At 69.8% G+C, this 18,350-nt stretch carries 22 protein-coding genes; 16 read left to right on the forward strand and 6 right to left on the reverse strand.

The window, feature by feature from the left end:
* Nucleotides 1-104: 104 nt before the first annotated feature.
* From rph to FZ033_RS13235, 6 genes are all read left to right on the forward strand, one after another.
* Complete coding sequence (gene rph, locus FZ033_RS13210) at nt 105-818, forward strand: ribonuclease PH (RefSeq protein ID WP_149576594.1); 714 nt, start codon at nt 105-107, stop codon at nt 816-818.
* The gene (rdgB, locus tag FZ033_RS13215; protein WP_149576595.1) at nt 818-1,453 is read left to right on the forward strand and encodes an RdgB/HAM1 family non-canonical purine NTP pyrophosphatase; all 636 of its coding nucleotides are present in this window, start codon (nt 818-820) and stop codon (nt 1,451-1,453) included. Before rph ends, rdgB begins: the two co-directional genes overlap by 1 nt.
* 77 nt (nt 1,454-1,530) lie before the next feature.
* Complete coding sequence (gene hemW, locus FZ033_RS13220; RefSeq protein ID WP_149576731.1) at nt 1,531-2,676, forward strand: radical SAM family heme chaperone HemW; 1,146 nt, start codon at nt 1,531-1,533, stop codon at nt 2,674-2,676.
* Nucleotides 2,677-2,773: 97 nt separating this feature from the next.
* The gene (proC, locus tag FZ033_RS13225; RefSeq protein WP_149576596.1) at nt 2,774-3,610 is read left to right on the forward strand and encodes a pyrroline-5-carboxylate reductase; all 837 of its coding nucleotides are present in this window, start codon (nt 2,774-2,776) and stop codon (nt 3,608-3,610) included.
* Nucleotides 3,611-3,642: 32 nt separating this feature from the next.
* Complete coding sequence (locus tag FZ033_RS13230; RefSeq protein WP_232847467.1) at nt 3,643-4,308, forward strand: TetR/AcrR family transcriptional regulator; 666 nt, start codon at nt 3,643-3,645, stop codon at nt 4,306-4,308.
* Nucleotides 4,309-4,325: 17 nt separating this feature from the next.
* A complete protein-coding gene (locus tag FZ033_RS13235; RefSeq protein WP_149576598.1) occupies nt 4,326-4,820 on the forward strand; it encodes a YaiI/YqxD family protein in 495 nt (164 codons plus the stop codon).
* 3 nt (nt 4,821-4,823) lie between these two features.
* Here FZ033_RS13235 and cowN read toward each other — a convergent pair whose 3' ends face one another.
* The gene (gene cowN / locus FZ033_RS13240) at nt 4,824-5,153 is read right to left on the reverse strand and encodes a N(2)-fixation sustaining protein CowN (protein WP_149576599.1); all 330 of its coding nucleotides are present in this window, start codon (nt 5,151-5,153) and stop codon (nt 4,824-4,826) included.
* A gap of 156 nt (nt 5,154-5,309) precedes the next feature.
* Nucleotides 5,310-6,116, reverse strand: coding sequence for a PAS domain-containing transcriptional regulator (locus tag FZ033_RS13245; protein WP_149576600.1), 807 nt, complete (start codon nt 6,114-6,116; stop codon nt 5,310-5,312).
* 183 nt (nt 6,117-6,299) lie between these two features.
* Between FZ033_RS13245 and FZ033_RS13250 the strand changes: the two genes are divergently transcribed.
* The 3 genes from FZ033_RS13250 to der all read left to right on the forward strand — a co-directional run bounded on the left by FZ033_RS13250 (nt 6,300) and on the right by der (nt 8,730).
* Nucleotides 6,300-7,007 carry a tetratricopeptide repeat protein gene (locus FZ033_RS13250; protein WP_149576601.1) on the forward strand — a complete coding sequence of 236 codons (708 nt, stop codon included), beginning with the start codon at nt 6,300-6,302 and terminating at the stop codon, nt 7,005-7,007.
* 10 nt (nt 7,008-7,017) lie between these two features.
* A complete protein-coding gene (locus FZ033_RS13255) occupies nt 7,018-7,275 on the forward strand; it encodes a hypothetical protein (RefSeq protein WP_149576602.1) in 258 nt (85 codons plus the stop codon).
* 63 nt (nt 7,276-7,338) lie between these two features.
* Complete coding sequence (gene der, locus FZ033_RS13260; RefSeq protein ID WP_149576603.1) at nt 7,339-8,730, forward strand: ribosome biogenesis GTPase Der; 1,392 nt, start codon at nt 7,339-7,341, stop codon at nt 8,728-8,730.
* A 128-nt stretch (nt 8,731-8,858) separates the two neighbouring features.
* On the opposite strand, the gene FZ033_RS13265 is transcribed toward der, so the two are convergent.
* Nucleotides 8,859-9,359 carry a type III secretion system chaperone family protein gene (locus FZ033_RS13265; protein WP_012114566.1) on the reverse strand — a complete coding sequence of 167 codons (501 nt, stop codon included), beginning with the start codon at nt 9,357-9,359 and terminating at the stop codon, nt 8,859-8,861.
* 333 nt (nt 9,360-9,692) lie between these two features.
* Nucleotides 9,693-10,019: an accessory factor UbiK family protein gene (locus FZ033_RS13270; RefSeq protein WP_149576604.1), complete on the reverse strand. Its 327-nt coding sequence runs from the start codon at nt 10,017-10,019 to the stop codon at nt 9,693-9,695.
* A gap of 251 nt (nt 10,020-10,270) precedes the next feature.
* Between FZ033_RS13270 and lgt the strand changes: the two genes are divergently transcribed.
* The 6 genes from lgt to FZ033_RS13300 all read left to right on the forward strand — a co-directional run bounded on the left by lgt (nt 10,271) and on the right by FZ033_RS13300 (nt 15,605).
* The gene (lgt, locus tag FZ033_RS13275; RefSeq protein WP_149576605.1) at nt 10,271-11,089 is read left to right on the forward strand and encodes a prolipoprotein diacylglyceryl transferase; all 819 of its coding nucleotides are present in this window, start codon (nt 10,271-10,273) and stop codon (nt 11,087-11,089) included.
* Nucleotides 11,086-12,189 carry a class I SAM-dependent methyltransferase gene (locus FZ033_RS13280; protein ID WP_149576606.1) on the forward strand — a complete coding sequence of 368 codons (1,104 nt, stop codon included), beginning with the start codon at nt 11,086-11,088 and terminating at the stop codon, nt 12,187-12,189. The genes lgt and FZ033_RS13280 overlap by 4 nt, the downstream gene beginning before the upstream one ends.
* A gap of 13 nt (nt 12,190-12,202) precedes the next feature.
* Nucleotides 12,203-12,985 (forward strand): peptidoglycan editing factor PgeF, encoded by a 783-nt coding sequence (gene pgeF, locus FZ033_RS13285; RefSeq protein WP_149576607.1) that lies wholly within the window; start codon nt 12,203-12,205, stop codon nt 12,983-12,985.
* Between the two features lie 29 nt (nt 12,986-13,014).
* Nucleotides 13,015-13,566: an RBBP9/YdeN family alpha/beta hydrolase gene (locus FZ033_RS13290; RefSeq protein WP_149576608.1), complete on the forward strand. Its 552-nt coding sequence runs from the start codon at nt 13,015-13,017 to the stop codon at nt 13,564-13,566.
* A gap of 187 nt (nt 13,567-13,753) precedes the next feature.
* The gene (locus FZ033_RS13295; RefSeq protein ID WP_149576609.1) at nt 13,754-14,434 is read left to right on the forward strand and encodes a hypothetical protein; all 681 of its coding nucleotides are present in this window, start codon (nt 13,754-13,756) and stop codon (nt 14,432-14,434) included.
* 217 nt (nt 14,435-14,651) lie between these two features.
* The gene (locus tag FZ033_RS13300; RefSeq protein WP_138401263.1) at nt 14,652-15,605 is read left to right on the forward strand and encodes a ribose-phosphate pyrophosphokinase; all 954 of its coding nucleotides are present in this window, start codon (nt 14,652-14,654) and stop codon (nt 15,603-15,605) included.
* A 39-nt stretch (nt 15,606-15,644) separates the two neighbouring features.
* On the opposite strand, the gene FZ033_RS13305 is transcribed toward FZ033_RS13300, so the two are convergent.
* Together FZ033_RS13305 and FZ033_RS13310 are read right to left on the reverse strand one after the other, a co-directional pair.
* Nucleotides 15,645-16,469: a phosphatase PAP2 family protein gene (locus FZ033_RS13305; RefSeq protein ID WP_188079483.1), complete on the reverse strand. Its 825-nt coding sequence runs from the start codon at nt 16,467-16,469 to the stop codon at nt 15,645-15,647.
* Between the two features lie 160 nt (nt 16,470-16,629).
* The gene (locus tag FZ033_RS13310) at nt 16,630-17,523 is read right to left on the reverse strand and encodes a branched-chain amino acid aminotransferase (protein ID WP_149576610.1); all 894 of its coding nucleotides are present in this window, start codon (nt 17,521-17,523) and stop codon (nt 16,630-16,632) included.
* Nucleotides 17,524-17,732: 209 nt separating this feature from the next.
* Here FZ033_RS13310 and FZ033_RS13315 point away from each other — a divergent pair, with 209 nt between their 5' ends.
* On the forward strand, nt 17,733-18,284 hold the full coding sequence (locus tag FZ033_RS13315; protein ID WP_149576611.1) for a MarR family winged helix-turn-helix transcriptional regulator: 552 nt from the start codon (nt 17,733-17,735) through the stop codon (nt 18,282-18,284).
* Nucleotides 18,285-18,350 lie beyond the last annotated feature (66 nt).

Consider the following 18,350-nt stretch of genomic DNA (forward strand, 5'->3'; position numbering starts at 1 on the left):
GGCCCCCGCACAAGCGCCGTCGCGCATCGCGACCGGCTTTGCTTCCCTCGCGCCGCCGGCCGCTCTAAAAGGGGCGCCCGATGACCAGACAAGAGGTAAGTCCCATGCGCCCCAGCAAGCGCGCCGCCGACGAGATGCGCGCGGTCTCCTTTGAACGGGGCGTGATGCGCCACGCGGAAGGCTCCTGCCTCGTGAAGTTCGGCGAGACCCATGTGCTCGTCTCCGCCACGCTGGAAGAGCGCCTGCCGCCGTGGCTCAAGGGCCAGGGCCGCGGATGGGTGACGGCGGAATATTCCATGCTGCCCCGCGCCACCCATGATCGCACCCGGCGCGAATCCACCACCGGCAAGCAGTCCGGCCGCACCCAGGAAATCCAGCGCCTCATCGGCCGCTCCATGCGCTCGGTCACCGACCTCGTGGCCCTGGGCGAGAAGCAGATCACGCTGGACTGCGACGTGCTGCAGGCCGACGGCGGCACCCGCACCGCCTCCATCACCGGCGCCTGGATCGCGCTCTACGACTGCCTGAGCTGGATGCGGCAGCGCTCCATGATCAAGGAGATGCCGCTGAAGGACCACGTAGCGGCGGTGTCCTGCGGCATCTACAACGGCACCCCGGTGCTCGACCTCGACTATGCCGAGGATTCGGTGGCCGAGACCGACGCCAATTTCGTCATGACCGGTACCGGCGGCATCGTGGAGATCCAGGGCACGGCGGAAAAGACCCCGTTCTCGCAGGACGAGCTGCTGGGGCTGCTTGGCCTTGCCCGTTCCGGCGTGGAGAAGCTGGTGGGGTTGCAGAAGCTGGCGGTGGGCTGATGAGCCATCGGATCCTGAAGGGCCGGCTCGTGGTGGCCACCCACAATCCCGGCAAGCTCATCGAGATGCGCATGCTGCTCGCTCCTCACGGGGTGGAGGCAGTGTCGGCCGGGGAGCTGGGCCTCACCGAGCCGGAGGAGACGGAAGAAACCTTCTCCGGCAACGCCCGCCTGAAGGCGCAGGCGGCGGCGGCGGCGGCCCAGCTGCCGGCCTTCGCCGACGATTCGGGGTTGGTCATCGATGCGCTGGGCGGCGCGCCGGGCATCCACACCGCCCGCTGGGCGGGGCCGGACCGGGACTTCGAGATGGCCATGGAGAAGGTGCAGGCCGAGCTGGAGAAGGTGGGCGCCATCGCCCCCGAGCAACGCCGCGCCCGCTTCGTCTCCGCCCTGTGCCTGGCGTGGCCCGACGGCCATGTTGAGGAATTCGAGGGGGTGGTGGAGGGCACTTTGGTGTGGCCGCCGCGCGGGGCCAAGGGCTTCGGCTACGACCCCATGTTCGTCCCCGAGGACTATCCCAAGACCTTCGCGGAGATGACGGCGGACGAGAAGCATTCCATGCCGCCCAAGGGCTTCGGCCTCTCCCACCGGGCGCGGGCCTTCCTGAAGCTGTCCCAGGCGTGTTTGGAGGGGTGAGCGAAGACTTGGATCAGGCCTCCTCCGATAGGACCAACGCGAACCCTCCCCCGCAAGCGGGAGAGGGAGCCTCGTCCATCCCCGACCCCGCCGGCTTCGGCGTCTATGTCCATTGGCCGTTCTGCAAGGCCAAGTGCCCCTATTGCGACTTCAACAGCCACGTGCGCCACGCCCCGCCGGACGAGGCACGCTTCATCGCCGCCTTCCGCCGCGAAATCGCGCACATGCGCGCCTTGTCCGGCCCGAAGCAGGCGCAGACGGTCTTTTTCGGCGGCGGCACGCCCTCGCTCATGGCGCCGGCCACGGTTGCCGCCATCCTGGAGGCCATCAATGAGGCCTGGCCGCTGACCGCTGACGCCGAGGTGACGCTGGAGGCCAACCCCACGTCGGTGGAGGCGGAGCGCTTCGCCGGCTATGGCGCGGCGGGGGTCAACCGGGTGTCGCTGGGGGTGCAGGCGCTGGACGATGCCGATTTGCAGGGCCTCGGCCGCATGCATTCGGTGGCCGAGGCGCTGGCGGCGGTGGCCATCGCCCGTCGGGCGTTCAGGCGCGTCTCCTTCGACCTCATCTATGCCCGCCCGCGCCAGACCCCCGAACAGTGGGCGGCAGAGCTGAAGCGCGCTTTGGCCGAGGGCTGCGAGCATCTTTCCCTCTACCAGCTCACCATCGAGCCGGGCACGCCGTTCGAGCGGCTGTATGGCGCCGGCAAGCTGATCCTGCCCGACGACGACATCTCCCGCGCCCTGTGGGACGTGACGCAGGAGGTGACGGCGCAGGCTGGCCTGCCCGCCTACGAGGTCTCCAACCACGCCCGTCCGGGCGCCGAGGCGCGGCACAACCAGATCTATTGGCGCTACGGCACCTATGCCGGCATCGGCGCCGGCGCCCACGGCCGGCTGGTGGTGGACGGCACCCGCCGCGCCCTCTTCACCGAGCGTGCGCCGGAAGACTGGCTGGCGCGGGTAGAAGAGCAGGGGCACGGCATCGTCTCCGACGAGGCCCTGTCGGCGGCGGAGCAGGCGGACGAGATGCTGCTCATGGGCCTGCGCCTGAAGGAGGGTGTCGACCTTGCCCGCCACGCCCGCCTCGGCGGTCAGGTGGACGAGGCGCGCATCGCCGCTTTGGCGGCGGCGGGGTTCGTGACCCGCACCGGCGACCGGCTGAGCGTGACGCCCGCCGGCTTCCCGGTGCTCAATGCGGTTATCGCACAGCTTGCGCAGTGAGGCCGGCGCGGTTCACGCCTGCTGCATCCCGGCGTTATAAGGCTGGCCAGTATCAAGGCGCGCGCGCCATGCGGTGCGCCGGTCCAACGAGGCGGAAATGAGCGAGAGCGTGCTGAAATCCCTGTCCGGTCCCGTGGTGCTGCTGGGCGCCGGCAAGATGGGCGGGGCCATGCTGGAAGGCTGGCTGAAGCTGGGCCTGCCCGCCGACAAGGCCGTGGTGCTCGATCCGAACCTGCCGGCGGATGCCGCCGCCGCGCTGGCCGCGCGGGGCGTCGCCGTCAATCCCGCCCCGGCCGACATTCCGGCGCCCTCCGTGCTGCTGCTGGCGGTGAAGCCGCAGGTGGCGCCCGATGCGCTGCCGCCGCTGGCGCCGCTGGTGGGGGAGGGGACGCTGGTCGTCTCCATCATGGCGGGGCGCACCCTCGCCTTCATGTCCGCCATCTTCGGGGCGGGGGCGGCCATTGTCCGCTCCATCCCCAACACCCCGGCCGCCATCGGGCGGGGGGTGAGCGTCTGCGTGCCCGGGGCGAACGTGTCCGCCGCCCAGCGTGACCTTGCCACCGCCCTGCTCGGTGCCATCGGCATCGTGGAGTGGATCGATGACGAGGCGCTGATGGATGCCGCCACCGCCGTCTCCGGCTCCGGCCCGGCCTACGCCTTCCTGCTGGCGGAGGTGATGGCCCAGGCGGGCGCCGCCGCCGGCCTGCCGCCGGAGCTTGCCGCCCGCATCGCCCGCGCCACCGTGGCCGGGGCCGGCGCGCTCATGGACCAGTCGGACCTTCCCGCCGCCACCCTGCGCCAGAACGTCACCTCTCCCGGCGGCACCACCGCGGCGGCCCTTGGGGTTCTGATGAACGACACCGCCGGTTTCGGCCCGCTGATGGTGGAAGCGGTTGCCGCCGCCACCCGAAGGGGCAAAGAATTGGCGGGCTGAGGCGCGCCACTCAGATTGCGCGAGGAGAAAGCATGACCTCCGAGACCACCCGCGATGCCTGCCTGCGCAGCTTCCTCGCCCTTCTGGGCGAGCGGCCGTTCGCGCGCATCGCCCTCGGCGACGTGGCGGAGCGCTGCGGCGTGTCGCTGGCCGAAATGCGGGCCTCCTTCGCCTCGTCCCAGGATCTCCTCGCCGCCTTCTTCCGTTCTACCGACCGGCACGTGCTGTCGGAAGGCGGGCCGGATGCGGAGGAGTTCGCGGGGGAGGGGCCCAAGGAGCGCCTGTTCGAAGTGCTGATGCGCCGGCTCGACGCGCTGGAGCCCCACAAGGAAGCGGTGCGCTCGCTGCGCCAGTCCGCCCGGCGCGATCCGCTGCTGGCGCTGCATCTGCTGCGCCTGTCGGAAGGCTCCCAGCGCTGGATGTTGGCGTCGGCGGGCATCGACTGCACCGGCCTTGCCGGCAGCATCCGGGCCAAGGGCCTCGCCGTGCTGTTCGCCCGCGTGCTGGGGGTGTGGCTGGAGGACGAGGATCCCGGCCTTGCCCGCACCATGGCGGCCCTCGACCAGGAACTAGAGCGCGGGGCCAAGCTGCTCGGCATGCTGGACGACGTGGCCTCTATCGCCATCCCGTGGCGCAAGCGCCGGGCCACCGCCGCACCCCACGAGGCCGCGCCCGCCGCAGACGAGCCTGCGGCCTGACATGAGCCCGGCCTCGCATGCGTGACGCGCCCATCGCCCTCTATATCGACGCCGACGCCTGCCCGGTGAAGGAGGAGGCCTACAAGGTCGCCTTCCGCCACGCCCTGAAGGTCTTCGTGGTCGCCAACACCCCCATTGCGGTGCCGCGCCACCCGCTGGTGGAGCGGGTGACCGTGCCGGCGGGGCCGGACGCGGCCGATGACTTCATCGCCGGCCGTGCCGTCCGCGGCGACGTGGTGGTGACCACCGACGTGCCGCTGGCCGCCCGCTGCGTCGCCGCCGGGGCGGATGTGATTGCGCCCAACGGGCGGCCCTTCACCCGCGATTCCATCGGCATGGCGCTGGCCACCCGCAACCTCATGGAGGATTTGCGCTCGGCCGGCGCGGTCACCGGCGGGCCGAAGCCCTTCGCCGCGCGCGACCGCTCGGCCTTCCTCTCGGCCCTCGACCTTGCCATCGTGCGGCTGAAGCGGGCGGGTTTTGTCGCTGGGACGCTAGGGCAGGGCGGCTGACGGCTAAAAGCACTCCTCTTCCAGCGTCTTCAGGTCGGCGAGGGCGATTTCGTCCTCCTGCTCCTCGAACAGGTCGACCATGTAGTAGACGTGGGAATGGAGCAGCAGCAGCTTGTCGCAGATGGTCGCGGCGCCCGCTTCGGCTGCCCCGAGGCGCGCCTTGAAGCGGTCCCAGAAGGCGTTGCCGTGGGCCGGATCGTCGATATAGCGGTAAAGGTGCGCCAGCACGCGGCGCATGTTGCCCTCGAAATCGATGCCCTGGAAGGTCAGGTAGCGGTCGGGCTGCTCAAGCTCGAAATGCAGGGCCGGAAAGCCGGCGGCGGGCTGGCCCATGTGTGTCCCCTTGTTCAGCACGCCGGACGGCGTCTTGAGGGGACGGTGCGCGGGTGGCCGGTCACCCTTCAATCGACAAGGCGCGACCCACGGGGGTCCTGCATGAACGGCATCCCGGCTGCACGAACGGTATGGGCCACCGCGCACAGGGGCGCGTCAAACCGCCAATAGCCGGCGGATCGCCTCCACCCTGGCGCGGCTCACCGGCACGCGGGTCTGTGCGGTGTCGGCCATCACCAGATGCCAGGCGCCGTCCTCGCGGGTGGCGGCGCGCACGTGGCGGATGTTGACCAGGTAGCGCCGGTGGACGCGTACGAACAGCGCCGGATCGAGCCGCCGCTCCAGGTCCGCCAGCGGGCGCGGGCAGAAGGCGGAGAAGCCGAGGGTGCGCGCCTCGGCATAGTGGCCCTGGGCCACCAGGCACACCACCTCGTTCACGTCGATGAGGCTGATGAGGTCGCCCTTGCCCTGCACCAGCGGCAGCTTCATGAGCGGGCACAGGGCCTTCATGGCCGCTTCCCCGGCCACGGCGAGGCCGTCCACCTGCACGTCGGCATCGCCCGCCTGCGCCCGGCCCATCACCGGCGCTTCCGCCAGGGCGTGGATCATCATGCAGAAGCCCTCCACCGGCCCGCCGGGCGTCGCCTCCAGCCGGCTGACCTTGGCGATGAGGCTGCCCATGGCGGTGGTGACCACCAGCGAAGAGGTGCCATCCGCCGAGGTCCGCGCCCGCTCGATGAGGAAGGCGACCTTCTCCCGCGCCTCGTCGGGGTGGAGCGAGAGGATATCCACGCCGGCCAGCCTCTCCCCCGGCGGGGCGAGCAGGCGCATGGCCACCGGGTTCACCGAGCGGATGGTGAGATCGGCTTCCAGCAGCACCACGCCCACGGGGGTGCGCTGGAGGCGATACTCGAACGATTGGGCGGACGGCGCGGGGGCGCGCGGGGCTTGTGTTTCGGCCATAGTCCCGATCTTCGCTCCCACGATCCCCACCGGGACACCGGCATCTTATACCGCTTCAGGCGCATCCCGGCGCATCGGCCGTCGCGAACGCCCTTAAAACGCCGCGTTTGCCACGATGAAGCCGCATGGATACTTTACGCGCCCTGTTGCCGGTGCGCCGGCCCATCGCAAGTTCCGGACCCCATGACCGATATTTTTCACGAGATCGAGGAAGACCTCCGGCGCGAGCGCCTGCGCAAGCTGTGGGACCGCTTCGGCGGGCTCATCATCGCCGCCATCGTGCTGGTGGTCGTCGGCGCGGCCGGGTGGAGCGGCTATAGATACTGGCGGCACCAGCAGGCGGTGACCGCCAGCGCCGCTTTCCAATCCGCCATAAGCCTGTTCGATGCCGGCAAGTTCCCGGAGGCGGAGGCCGCCTTTGCCGCCGTCGCCAAGGACGGCCCGGCCGGCTACCGCTCGCTGGCCCTGTTCCGGGGCGCGGCCGCCGCCGCCGCGCGGGACAAGGCGGCCGGCGTCGCCGCCTTCGATGCCATCGCCGCCGATGCCGGCCTGCCCACGCTGGTGCGTGACCTCGCCCAGCTGCGCGCCGCTCTGATTCTGGTGGATACGGCCGGCCTTGCCGAGGTGAAGCAGCGGGTGGCCGCCGTCGCCGCCGGCACGGGGCCGCTGCGCAATGCCGCCCGCGAGGCGCTGGCGCTGGCGGAGCTGAAGGCCGGCGATGCCGCCGCCGCCAACAAGACCGCCACCGAGATCACCTCCGACAGCGAGACCCCGCCCGGCGTGCGCTCCCGCGCCGAGCTGATCCGCCGGCTCACCGCCGGTGCCGAACCCGCCGCGCCCGAATCGGCTGCGCCCGCCCCCGCCGCCCCCGGCGGCGCGGCCACTCAATGAGGACCCGCCGATGACGAAAGACAGTCGCGTTTTCAGGTCGGTCAAGCTGGTGCTGGGCCTCGGCCTGGCGCTCGCCGCCACCGGCTGCGAGGCCCTCGACAAGTTCAACCCCTTCGACCAGCCCAAGAAGCCCCTCGCGGGCACCCGCCAGCCGGTGTTCCCCACCGGCGTGCCCGGCGTGGACTATGGCACCCCGCTCGGCCAGCCGAGCAACGCCAACGTCTCCGTCGACCAGCTTCCGCCGCCGCCCAAGGGCGGCCAGCAATAGCGCTGACCCCTTTCTCGACCTGACCGGCCGGACGTTCGCAAGCCCGGCCAAAGAGCCTCTTTCATGACCTTTTCCCTGGCCATCGTCGGGCGTCCGAACGTCGGCAAGTCCACCCTCTTCAACCGCCTCGTGGGCAAGAAGCTCGCGCTGGTGGACGATCGCCCCGGCGTGACCCGCGACCGGCGGGAAGGGGATGCGCGCCTCGGCGACCTTTCCTTCCGCATTGTCGACACCGCCGGCCTCGAGGAGGCGGACGCCGCGAGCCTGGAAGGCCGCATGCGCGCCCAGACCGAGGCGGCCATCGGCCATGCCGACGCCATCCTGTTCATGATCGACGCCCGCATCGGCCTCACCCCCACCGATCGCGCCTTCGCCGACCTCGTGCGCAAGTGCGGCAAGCCGGTGATCCTGCTCGCCAACAAGAGCGAGGGGCGCGGCGGCGAGGCGGGGCGGCTGGAGGCGTTCGCCCTCGGCCTCGGCACGCCGCTGCCGTTCTCCGCCGAGCATGGCGAGGGCCTCTCCGACCTCTACGACGCCATCTGCGATGCCCTGCCCGAGCAGACCCAGGTGGAGGACGAGGAAGACGAGGACGAGGACGCCGACGCCGACGCCGACGCCGAGCTTGCGGAGGAGGCCGACGACAAGCCGCGCCGCCCCATCAAGGTGACGGTGCTGGGCCGGCCCAACGCCGGCAAGTCCACCCTCATCAACCGCCTGCTGGGCGAGGACCGGCTGCTCACTGGCCCGGAAGCCGGCATCACCCGCGATTCCATCTCGGTGGAAGTCACCTATGCCGGCACCAAGCTGGAGGTGTTCGACACCGCCGGCCTGCGCAAGCGCGCGCGGATCGAGGACAAGCTGGAGAAGCTCTCCGCCGCCGATGCCCTGCGCGCCATGAAGTTCGCCGAGGTGGTGGTGCTGCTGGTGGATGCCACCCGCCCCTTCGAGGAGCAGGACCTGCGCATCGCCGACCTGGTGGCGCGGGAGGGGCGGGCGCTGGTCATCGGCTACAACAAGTCGGATCTCGTCGCCCGCGGCGGCCTCATCACCCGCCTGCGCGAGGATGTGGACCGGCTGCTGCCGCAGGTGAAGGGCGTGCCCATCGTGCCGGTATCGGGGCTGATGGGCCACGGGTTGGACAAGCTGGTGGCCGCCATCTCCGCCGCCCACAAGGTGTGGAACAAGCGCGTCGCCACCAATCCGCTGAACCGCTTCCTGCAGCAGGTGACCGACAATCATCCGCCGCCGGCGGTGTCGGGCCGGCGCATCAAGCTGCGCTACATGACCCAGCCCAAGGCGCGGCCGCCGTCCTTCGTGCTGTTCTGCTCGCGCACCGATGCGGTGCCGGAGAGCTATATCCGCTATCTGGTCAACGGCCTGCGCGAGACCTTCGACCTGCCCGGCGTGCCGATCCGCCTGACGCTGCGGGAGAAGGGCAATCCCTACGCGGATTGATCCCGCGCCGGGGGTGACCCCACGCGAAACGCCCCGTCGCGGATGGCGCGCGGGGTCATGTGGCGTTTGAATTCCGTTACGTAAAGATCAGGTGACGGCCGGCGGGTGATCCGCGCCGGCCGTCTTGATCAGGCCTCGCCCACGGTGTCGAACAGGGCGGTTTCCATGGCTTCCTTGGCGGTCTTGCCGGCCCAGACCACGAACTGGAACGCCGGATAATAGCGCTCCACCGCGTCGAGGGCGGCGTCCAGGATGGCCGCGCACTGCCGGTCGGAGGCGGTGGCACCGCCCGCCAGCACCAGCGCGTAGCGGAACATGATGACGTTTTCCTGCGACCAGATGTCGAAATGGCCAAGCCACATCTGCTCGTTGACCAGGGACAGAAGCTTCAGCACCTCGGCGCGGCGGCCGTCGGGCACCTTGAAGTCGAAGGCGCAGGCGATGTGCAGGGATTCCAGCTCGTCCATCCACTGGAACGAGACGTGGCAGTCCGTCCAGCGGCTGGTGAGCGAGAGGGTGATCTCGTCCTCGTCGGAACGCTCGAACGACCAGTCATTGAGGGCAGCGAGCTGCTCCACAAGATCTACTGGGTTCGCCGGTGCATCGGCTTCGATGTCGATGAGAGACATGGCCTCGACCTCGCGGTGTGAGGAACGCGGAGAGGGTCGAACGCGGCACCTGCGCGTGACAGGCCATTTGGCGAACGAGGCCACGTGGCATGCGCGTCGCGGCGTGCCGGGCGGAGGCCCACCGGGGTGATACCCCAAATCGGGTCATTCCCCAAATCGGACCTCCTGGCGAGCTGCGCCCCGTCGTACGCCAGATACGACGAACCGGCTCCGAATCGCCACGAAATCAGTATATCGCGGGTAAAGATTTCCCCGCTACGACAGATTGTATCCCGTCTGGCCCGACACCGCGGCTTTTTTGCGGTGCGGCAGGGCGAGACGTTTCGCCGCCGGTCAGGCCGGGTTTCCCGATACCGTGGAATCGGCCGGGGCGGCCGGGCCGCTGTGGCCGGCGGGCGTGGGATGGGTGTGGGCGAGGAGGGCGGCCTCCAGCCGCAGCACGCGGGCGGCGAGGGCTTCGCTCTCGGCGCGGGCGGCGGCGGCAAGGTCCTTCACCGCGTCGAATTCCTCGCGCTTGACCAGGTCCATGTCGCGCAGAAAGCGCTCCATCTGGGCCTTCATGGCGGTCTCGGCCTCGCGGCGCACGCCCTGGGCAACCCCTGCGGCGTCGTTCACGAGACGCGCCATCTCGTCGAAAATGCGGCCGGTGGTCTGGGTCATGAATACCTCCTCGCGTGCGTCGCGCCCAGCGGCGAACATGGCGAGGTGCGCGCGCGGGTGCAAGTGCGGAGCAGGTCCGTGGCGCGGGTGCGCGGCGGCGCCGCACCCAAAAGCGGCGCGGCCGCCGTCTTTTCGCCGCTCGGGGCGCATGGGTTCGGCGGCATCGGCCTCGCCTTCGGGCCGGCTTGACGGCACAGTCCCCGGCGCGGCACATGACGGCGCCCGCCGCGGACCCGCATTCCGGGGATCAGATGCCGACCTTCGCCTTGCCTTTCCCGGCCATAGACCCCGTCCTGGTCCAGCTTGGCCCGCTGGCCATCCGCTGGTACGCCCTTGCCTATATCGCCGGCCTCGTCCTCGGCTGGCTGCTGGCGCGGGTGCTGGTGGCGCGCCCCGCCTTGTGGGGCGGCACCTCGCCCATGACCCCGCAGGACCTCGACGACGCCTTGTTCTGGGCGACGCTCGGCGTCATCCTGGGCGGGCGGCTCGGCTACGTGCTGTTCTACAACCCGGCCTATTTCGCCGCCAATCCGCAGGACATCGTGGCGGTGTGGAAGGGCGGCATGTCCTTCCATGGTGGGCTCGCCGGCACGCTGGTGGCCCTCGTTCTGTTCGCCCGCGCGCGCGGCATCAGGGTCATGTCGCTGCTGGACGTGTCGGGCGTGGTGGCGCCCATCGGTCTGTTCTTCGGCCGCCTCGCCAATTTCATCAATGGCGAGCTGTGGGGCCGGCCGGCCGACGTGCCGTGGGCCATCGTCTTCCCCCATGGCGGCCCGGTGCCGCGCCATCCGAGCCAGCTCTACGAGGCGGCGCTGGAAGGCATCGTGCTGTTCCTCATCATGCTTGTGGTGGTTCGCCTCGGCGGGCTGAAGCGGCCGGGGGTGGCGGTTGGCATCTTCGGCATCGGCTATGGCGTCTCCCGCATCGTGGCTGAATTCTTCCGCGAGCCGGACGTGCAGCTCGGCTATCTCGCCTTCGGCACCACCATGGGCATGTGGCTGTCGGTGCCGCTGGTTGTCGCCGGCGCCGGCCTTCTCCTCTACGCCCTGAAGCGCAAGCCGGCCGCGTGACCACGCCGCTTTCCGAGGAGATCTCCGCCCTCATCGCCGCCGAGGGGCCGATGCCGGTGAGCCGCTACATGGCGCTGTGCCTCGGCCATCCGCGCCACGGCTATTACATGACGCGCGATCCCCTCGGCGCGCGGGGCGATTTCACCACCGCCCCTGAGATCAGCCAGATGTTCGGGGAATTGCTGGGCCTGTGGGCGGTGGCCCAGTGGCAGCAGATGGGATCGCCCGCCGCCTTCCGGCTGGTGGAGCTTGGCCCCGGCCGGGGGACCCTGATGGCCGACGCCCTGCGCGCGGCCCGGCTGGTGCCGGATTTCGGCGCGGCGGCGCGCATCCATCTGGTGGAGACGAGCCCGGTGCTGCGGGCGGCGCAGGCACGCACGCTGGCCGCGCACGCGGCGGATGTCGCCTGGCACGACCGCATCGAGGATGTGCCGGACGGCCCGGCCCTCGTCCTTGCCAACGAGTTCTTCGATGCGCTGCCCATCGACCAATATGTCTGGCAGTCCGGGCACTGGCACGAGCGGCGGGTGGGACTTGATGACGAAGGCCGGTTCGTGCTCGGCCTTGATCCCGCGTCGTCGCGGGCCGCTCCCGCCTTCGCCGCTCCTCTGCCGCCGCCCGCCGAGGGGGCGGTGCTGGAGCATCTGGAGAGCGGTCCCGCGCGGGCGCTGGCGGCGCGACTGAAGGCGCAGGGCGGGGTGGCGCTGATCATCGATTATGGCCATGCCGGCGGCTATGGCGACACCTTCCAGGCGCTGGAGCAGCATTGCTTCGCCGATCCTTTGGCCGCGCCGGGGGACGCCGACCTCACCGCCCACGTGGATTTTTCGGCGCTGGCCGGCATCGGCCGCGCGGCGGGGCTGCGCGCCTTCGGGCCGCTGGAGCAGGGGGCGTTCCTCGCCCGCCTGGGCCTTGCCCAGCGCGCCGGGCGGCTGAAGCGCGATGCGACGGACGAGGTTCGCGCGGGCGTGGACGCGGCGGCGCGCCGGCTGGCGGGGGACGGGGCAGGGGAGATGGGGCGTCTGTTCAAGGTGCTCGTCCTCGCCCATCCTGAAATCGGGCTGCCGCCCGCGTTCGATTCGACCGAGGAATGGGTGTGATGAGGTTTGCGTCATGAAGATCGAGGCCCCCTCGCTCCAAGCCCCCTCGCTCAAGGCCCTGCCCGGCATCCGCCACGCCTTCTTCACCCGGCAGGGCGGGGTCTCGTCCGGACTTTATGCGAGCCTCAACGGCGGCATGGGCTCCAATGACGATCCGGCCGCCGTGGCGCAGAACCGCGCCCGCATGGCGCAGGAGATCGGCATCGCGCCGGAGGCGCTGCTGGCCCTGTGGCAGGTGCATTCGGCCGATCCGGTGCTGGCGACCGAGCCCTGGACCCGCGAGAACGCCCCCAAGGCCGACGCCATCGTCACTACCACGCCGGGCCTCGGTGCGGCGGTCGCCGTCGCCGATTGCGGGCCGATCCTGTTCGCCGATCCCGACGCGCGGGTGGTGGCCGCCGCCCATTCGGGCTGGAAGGGCGCGGTGTCCGGCATCATCGGCGCCACCGTGGCGTTGATGGAGCAGCAGGGCGCCAAACGGGGCAACATCCGCGCCGTCATCGGCCCGCTCATCCGCCAGCCGAGCTACGAGGTGGGGGAGGATTTCGTCGCCCGCCTCCTCAGTGAGGACAAAAGCTTCGCCCGCTTCTTCGCGCCGGCGGACCGGGCCCACCATGCCCTGTTCGACCTGCCGGGCTTCATCCGGCTGCGGCTGGAGCAGGCCGGCGTCGGCTTCATCGAGGATCTGGGCCTTGATACCTATGCGGACGAGGCGCGCTTCTTCTCCTATCGCCGCACCACCCACCGCAAGGAAGCCGATTACGGCCGGCTGATCGCCGCCATCACCCTCGCCTGACCTTCGCCTGAACCCGCCCGGACTGACGCATGCGCTCCACCGATGCCGCCCTTCTCATCGTGCCCGGCTGGCAGGGCTCTGGCCCGGACCACTGGCAGAGCCGCTGGGAGCGCAGCCTCTCCACCGCCCGCCGGGTGCAGCAGGCGGACTGGGACCGGCCCGACCGGGAGGACTGGCCGCGCCGCCTCGCCGCCGCGGTGGCGGCGGCGGACAAGCCGGTGGTGGTGGTCGCCCACTCCCTCGGTGTGCCCACCTTGCTCCATGCGGTGCCGCTTCTCCCGGAGGGGAAGGTGAAGGGCGCCTTCCTGGTGGCACCTCCCGATCTTGATGTGCCCGAACTCGACCCGATAGTGGCGAACTTCGGCCCCATGCCGACGGCGCCGCTGCCGTTTCCCTCCGTGCTGGTGGCGAGCCGTACCGATCCCTATTGCAGCTACGCTCGGGCCGAAGGCTTTGCCCTCGACTGGGGCGCCGCCATCGTGGATGCGGGCGATGCCGGCCATATCAATGCGGATGCCGGCTATGGGCCATGGCCGGAAGGCTCCATGCGCCTGCTCGGCCTGCTCCAGTCGCTGAAATGAGCGCGCGGCGGCATCTTTACCAAAGCTTAGAACTTTGTCGGTGCCTCGATAGGGGCCGCTTGGGGGCCGCCTTCCCTTGAGTTTGCACGGTTTCACAGCCGCGTTAACCGCGTCTTAACCGTTTTTCTGGACCCGGCCTCCGTTTCCCGCTACGCCTTCGGTGACGAGACAAGCACCGGGAGCCACCATGCGGGGATACGAGGCAGAAGCCGTTCCGGAGGTGCGTGTGCACCGGCCGTTCGTCTTTTCCGCCACCCGGTCCCGGACCTTGGCGCGCGTTGCGGGCCTCGCGCTGGCCCTTGCGCTGGGCGCCTGCCAGACGGATGGGTCCGGCATGGCCTCTTCCGGCAATCGCGCCCTCGCCTTCGACACCATCGACGGCCCGCCACCCGCCACCTTCGACAAGCTGGTGGGCCAGCTTTCCAGCGAGGCGCAGGACCGCAAGGTGGCCGTGGTCTCCCGCAGCAACAGCGCGGCCTACCGGGTGAAGGGCTACCTCGCCCTGCACGTGGACAAGGGCAAGGCCACCGTCTCCTACGCCTGGGATGTGTACGACCAGAACCAGACCCGTGTCGCCCGCGTCGCCGGCGAGGAGCCGGCCGGCAAGGTGAAGGGCGGTCTCGCCAATGGCTGGGCGGCCTGCGACGATGCGGTGCTTTCCCGCGTCGCCAACCGCTCAATGGCGAGCCTGGCCGAGACCCTCGGCGTCGGCGGCGTGCCGCAGGCGGTGTCCGAGCCGGCACCGGTTGCCGCTGCCTCGACCCCAGCCGAGTCTCCCGCCGCCGAGCCGGCACCGCGCGATCCCTCGGGCGTGCCGGTGGCCGCGCTCTCTGCGCCCTCTGCAGCCCTGGCATACGCGGGCAACTGAAACCGGCGGCCGGCAAACGGCCGCAACGCCCGGAAATCCTTTTCCATCAACGCTGCGCCGGCCTGACCGCGCCGTCACGCGGCGTTTTCCTGCCGATCCGGCAGGGCACGGTCGTCTTCGCAGATGCCGCGGGGCCTTTACAAGATTGTGACGGCCCGCCTATCAGAACCCCTCAAGCTTTCGACCAGCTCCCGGTGCGGCCGGGGCGGAGCGACCCATGTCAGCGGAGAACGGATCCATGAAGCTCGTCGCGGGCAACTCAAACCGCGCGCTCGCTGAAGCCATCGCCGCTTATCTCGCCACCCCGCTGACCAAAGCGGTGGTGCGGCGCTTCGCGGACATGGAAATCTTCGTCGAGATCCAGGAGAACGTGCGCGGTCAGGATGTGTTCGTGGTGCAGTCCACGGCCTTCCCGGCGAACGATCACCTGATGGAACTGCTCATCATCATCGATGCGCTGCGCCGGGCCTCGTCCAAGCGCATCACGGCGGTGCTGCCCTATTTCGGCTACGCCCGGCAGGACCGCAAGCCGGGCCCGCGCACGCCCATCTCCGCCAAGCTGGTGGCCAACCTCATCACCCATGCCGGCGCCGACCGGGTGATGACGCTGGACCTGCATGCCGGCCAGATCCAGGGCTTCTTCGACATCCCCACCGACAATCTCTATTCGGCCCCGGTGATGGTGCGCGACATCAAGGAGCGGTTCGACCTCTCCAACGTCATGGTGGTGTCGCCGGACGTGGGCGGCGTGGTGCGCGCCCGGGCGCTGGCCAAGCGGATCGACGCCCAGCTCGCCATCGTCGACAAGCGCCGCGAGCGCCCCGGCGAGAGCGAGGTGATGAACGTCATCGGCAACGTGGAAGGCCGCTCCTGCATCCTGGTGGACGACATCGTCGATTCGGGCGGCACGCTGGTGAACGCGGCCGAGGCCCTGCTGGCCCGCGGCGCCAAGGAAGTGCACGCCTACATCACCCACGGTGTGCTGTCGGGCGGAGCGGTGGCGCGCATCACCGCGTCCAAGCTCAAGGAACTGGTGATCACCGATTCGATCCAGCCCACCGAGGCGGTGCGCGTGGCCCGCAACATCCGGGTGCTCTCCATCGCCACCCTCATCGGCGAGGCCATCGCCCGCACGGCCCACGAGGAATCGGTCTCCAGCCTGTTCGACTGAGGCCAAGGCGAACTCTGGTCCTGACAGGAAGAACGCGTCTTACCGATCGGCTTGCGATGCAATCCGGTCGGCACGGGTGCGGGCATCCATCCCGTTCCCCTCGCTTTCGCCTTCCACTTCGCCGCGGCGCTGGAGCCACAGCATCAGCAGCCAGCAGGAGCAGGCCCAGGCCGCGCCCAGGGCCCAGCCGCCGAGCACGTCGGTAGGCCAGTGCACGCCGAGATAGATGCGGCTGATGCCGACGATGACGGTGAGCGCCGCCGCCGAGCCCAGGAAGAACACCTTCACCCGCGTCCGCGCCTGGGTGCGCGCCAGAAGCGCCCCCAGCGTCAGGTAGACCACCGCCGAGAGCATGGCATGGCCGGAGGGAAAGCTCTGGCTGTAGACCGCCATGCCGTGGGGCACGAGGTCCGGCCGGGGGCGGTCGAACCCCCATTTCAGGATCTGGGACAAGGCGGTGCCGCCCGCCACCGACAGCAGCACCAGCCAGGCCGCATGGCGCTTGCGCGTCATGATGAGGAAGACGGCCACCAGAATGGTGAGCAGGGTGAGCACGCTGGTTCCGCCCAGGGCCGTGAAGTCCCGCATGGCCTCCTCAAGCCACGGCGGCCCGATGGGGTCGGACGGGTCGGCGGGATTGCGCAGGGCGAGGAGGATGCCCCGGTCCAGCTGGCCGGTGGCGCCCTCCAGCACCTCGTCCGCCACCTTGACGAAGACATAGAAGGCGATGGCGACGAAGCCGAGAACCGCCAGTGTCGCCCGTTCCATGCCGCTCACCGAGGCGAGCAGGGGCCCGATGACCGGCACGGCTTCGAGACGGCGCAGGCCGGCGTGGAGGAGGGAGTTTCTGGGGTGCGCGCTCACGCGCAAGGTGTGGCGTGCTTCGGCTGGAGCGTCAACACCTTGTCGTGGGGGATGACGTTTCGGTGACGGGATGGCCTTGCCGGGGGCGTGCCTGTCCCCGCGCAACGAAAAAGGGCGCCGCAAGCGACGCCCTTTCCACATGTCTACCCGGTGGGTCGAGTCAGGCGGCCTGCTGCTTCGGGCGCACCTCGGCGGTGTAGGAATCCATCAGCTGATGGGTGATGCCCGAGGGGGCAAAGTGCCAGTCGGCGATGGAGCCCACCGGCGTCACCTCGGCGGCGGTGCCGGTGATGAAGCATTCGCTGAAGGAGGCGAGCTCCTCGGGCTTGATGTGGCGCTCCACCACCTCGATGCCGTGGCGGCGGGCGATGTCGATCACCGTGCGGCGGGTGAGGCCGTCGAGGAAGCAGTCCGGGGTCGGCGTGTGGATGACGCCGTCCTTCACGAAGAAGACGTTGGCGCCGGTGCACTCCGCCACATAGCCGCGATAGTCGAGCATCAGCGCGTCGGCGAAGCCGCGGCGCTCGGCCCGGTGCTTGGAGATGGTGCAGATCATGTAGAGACCGGCCGCCTTCGCCTTGCAGGGGATGGTGGCGGGATCGGGCCGGCGCCATTCCGAAAGGTCGAGCCGCAGGCCCTTCTGGCGCTGCTCGGGATCGAAATAGCTCGGCCATTCCCACACGCCGATGGCGAGGTGGATGGTGTTCTTCTGGGCGGCGACGCCCATCATCTCGCTGCCGCGCCATGCGACGGGGCGGATATAGGCGTCCACGAGATTGTTCTTCTCGAGGGTCGCCTTCTTGGCCGCATCGATCTCGCCGATGGTGTAGGGGATGGTGAAGTCCAGCATCTCGGCCGACAGGCGCAGGCGCTCGGAATGCTCGGCGCTCTTGAAGATCGTGCCGCCGTAGGCGCGCTCGCCCTCGAACACGGTGCTGCCGTAGTGCAGGCCATGGGACAGCACGTGCAACTTGGCATCGGCCCACGGCACGAACACGCCGTCGTACCAGATCCAGCCGTCACGTTGATCGAAGGGGACACCCTGCGCGCTCATGATCTCGAACTCCTTTTTCCAACCGCGTCGTCCGCGCGGCTTCTCCCCGCTACAACCGCCGCTTTCCAGCGATGCCGCATGGGGATATCTTTACGCCTGCTCAAGAAGCCGGCAAAGCCACGAAATGATCGAACCTTGTGTAGAGGCTGGGCGACCGATCATTTCGTAGAACTGGCTCTTTAAGTAACGATCAGAACGAAAAAGTCAACATGGCTGACATAAATTCTCTCATGGACCCCGCGCCTGCCCTCGCAGCCACGGCGGTCGAGGACACGGCGGCAGCCTTGCCGCTGGTCGATTTCATCGAGCTTTTGTTCTTTGCCTACAGGGACTTCGTCGGCGATCCGGACCAGATCCTGGCGCCCATCGGCTTCGGCCGGGCGCATCATCGTGTTGTCCATTTCGTGAACCGGCACCCCGGCATGCGGGTCACCGACCTGCTCGACATCCTGCGCATCACCAAGCAGAGCCTGGGCCGGGTGCTGCGCGAACTGGTGGACGAAGGCTTCGTGGAAAGCCGGGCGGGGTCTTCCGACCGCCGCCAGCGCCTGCTGTTTCCCACCGCGAAGGGCGAGGCGCTGGCGCGCCAGTTCGTCGGCCTGCAGAGCCGGCGCATGGCCACGGCGCTGGAGGCGAGCGGCCCGGACGGCCGAGAGGCGGTGCAGCGCTTTCTTCTCGCCATGATCGACCCGGAGGATCGCGCCGCGGTGGAGCGCCTCATCGAGCGCGCCGACCGCGCGGCACGGGCTCGGCCGGCGTGACGGCGCGCCGGGCGTTTCGGCCGGACGCCCGGCCGGAGAACCCTGCCGACACCGTGACTGTGATCT

The organism is Xanthobacter oligotrophicus, assembly GCF_008364685.1.
Taxonomy (GTDB): Bacteria; Pseudomonadota; Alphaproteobacteria; order Rhizobiales; family Xanthobacteraceae; genus Xanthobacter; species Xanthobacter oligotrophicus.

Coding starts and splice junctions, on each gene's coding strand:
- rph (WP_149576594.1), top strand. CDS start 105: ATGCGCCCCAGCAAGCGCGCCGCCGACGAGATGCGCGCGGTCTCCTTT.
- rdgB (WP_149576595.1), top strand. CDS start 818: ATGAGCCATCGGATCCTGAAGGGCCGGCTCGTGGTGGCCACCCACAAT.
- proC (WP_149576596.1), top strand. CDS start 2,774: ATGAGCGAGAGCGTGCTGAAATCCCTGTCCGGTCCCGTGGTGCTGCTG.
- FZ033_RS13230 (WP_232847467.1), top strand. CDS start 3,643: ATGACCTCCGAGACCACCCGCGATGCCTGCCTGCGCAGCTTCCTCGCC.
- FZ033_RS13235 (WP_149576598.1), top strand. CDS start 4,326: ATGCGTGACGCGCCCATCGCCCTCTATATCGACGCCGACGCCTGCCCG.
- cowN (WP_149576599.1), bottom strand. CDS start 5,153: ATGGGCCAGCCCGCCGCCGGCTTTCCGGCCCTGCATTTCGAGCTTGAG.
- FZ033_RS13245 (WP_149576600.1), bottom strand. CDS start 6,116: ATGGCCGAAACACAAGCCCCGCGCGCCCCCGCGCCGTCCGCCCAATCG.
- FZ033_RS13250 (WP_149576601.1), top strand. CDS start 6,300: ATGACCGATATTTTTCACGAGATCGAGGAAGACCTCCGGCGCGAGCGC.
- FZ033_RS13255 (WP_149576602.1), top strand. CDS start 7,018: ATGACGAAAGACAGTCGCGTTTTCAGGTCGGTCAAGCTGGTGCTGGGC.
- der (WP_149576603.1), top strand. CDS start 7,339: ATGACCTTTTCCCTGGCCATCGTCGGGCGTCCGAACGTCGGCAAGTCC.
- FZ033_RS13265 (WP_012114566.1), bottom strand. CDS start 9,359: ATGTCTCTCATCGACATCGAAGCCGATGCACCGGCGAACCCAGTAGAT.
- FZ033_RS13270 (WP_149576604.1), bottom strand. CDS start 10,019: ATGACCCAGACCACCGGCCGCATTTTCGACGAGATGGCGCGTCTCGTG.
- lgt (WP_149576605.1), top strand. CDS start 10,271: ATGCCGACCTTCGCCTTGCCTTTCCCGGCCATAGACCCCGTCCTGGTC.
- pgeF (WP_149576607.1), top strand. CDS start 12,203: ATGAAGATCGAGGCCCCCTCGCTCCAAGCCCCCTCGCTCAAGGCCCTG.
- FZ033_RS13290 (WP_149576608.1), top strand. CDS start 13,015: ATGCGCTCCACCGATGCCGCCCTTCTCATCGTGCCCGGCTGGCAGGGC.
- FZ033_RS13295 (WP_149576609.1), top strand. CDS start 13,754: ATGCGGGGATACGAGGCAGAAGCCGTTCCGGAGGTGCGTGTGCACCGG.
- FZ033_RS13300 (WP_138401263.1), top strand. CDS start 14,652: ATGTCAGCGGAGAACGGATCCATGAAGCTCGTCGCGGGCAACTCAAAC.
- FZ033_RS13310 (WP_149576610.1), bottom strand. CDS start 17,523: ATGAGCGCGCAGGGTGTCCCCTTCGATCAACGTGACGGCTGGATCTGG.
- FZ033_RS13315 (WP_149576611.1), top strand. CDS start 17,733: ATGGCTGACATAAATTCTCTCATGGACCCCGCGCCTGCCCTCGCAGCC.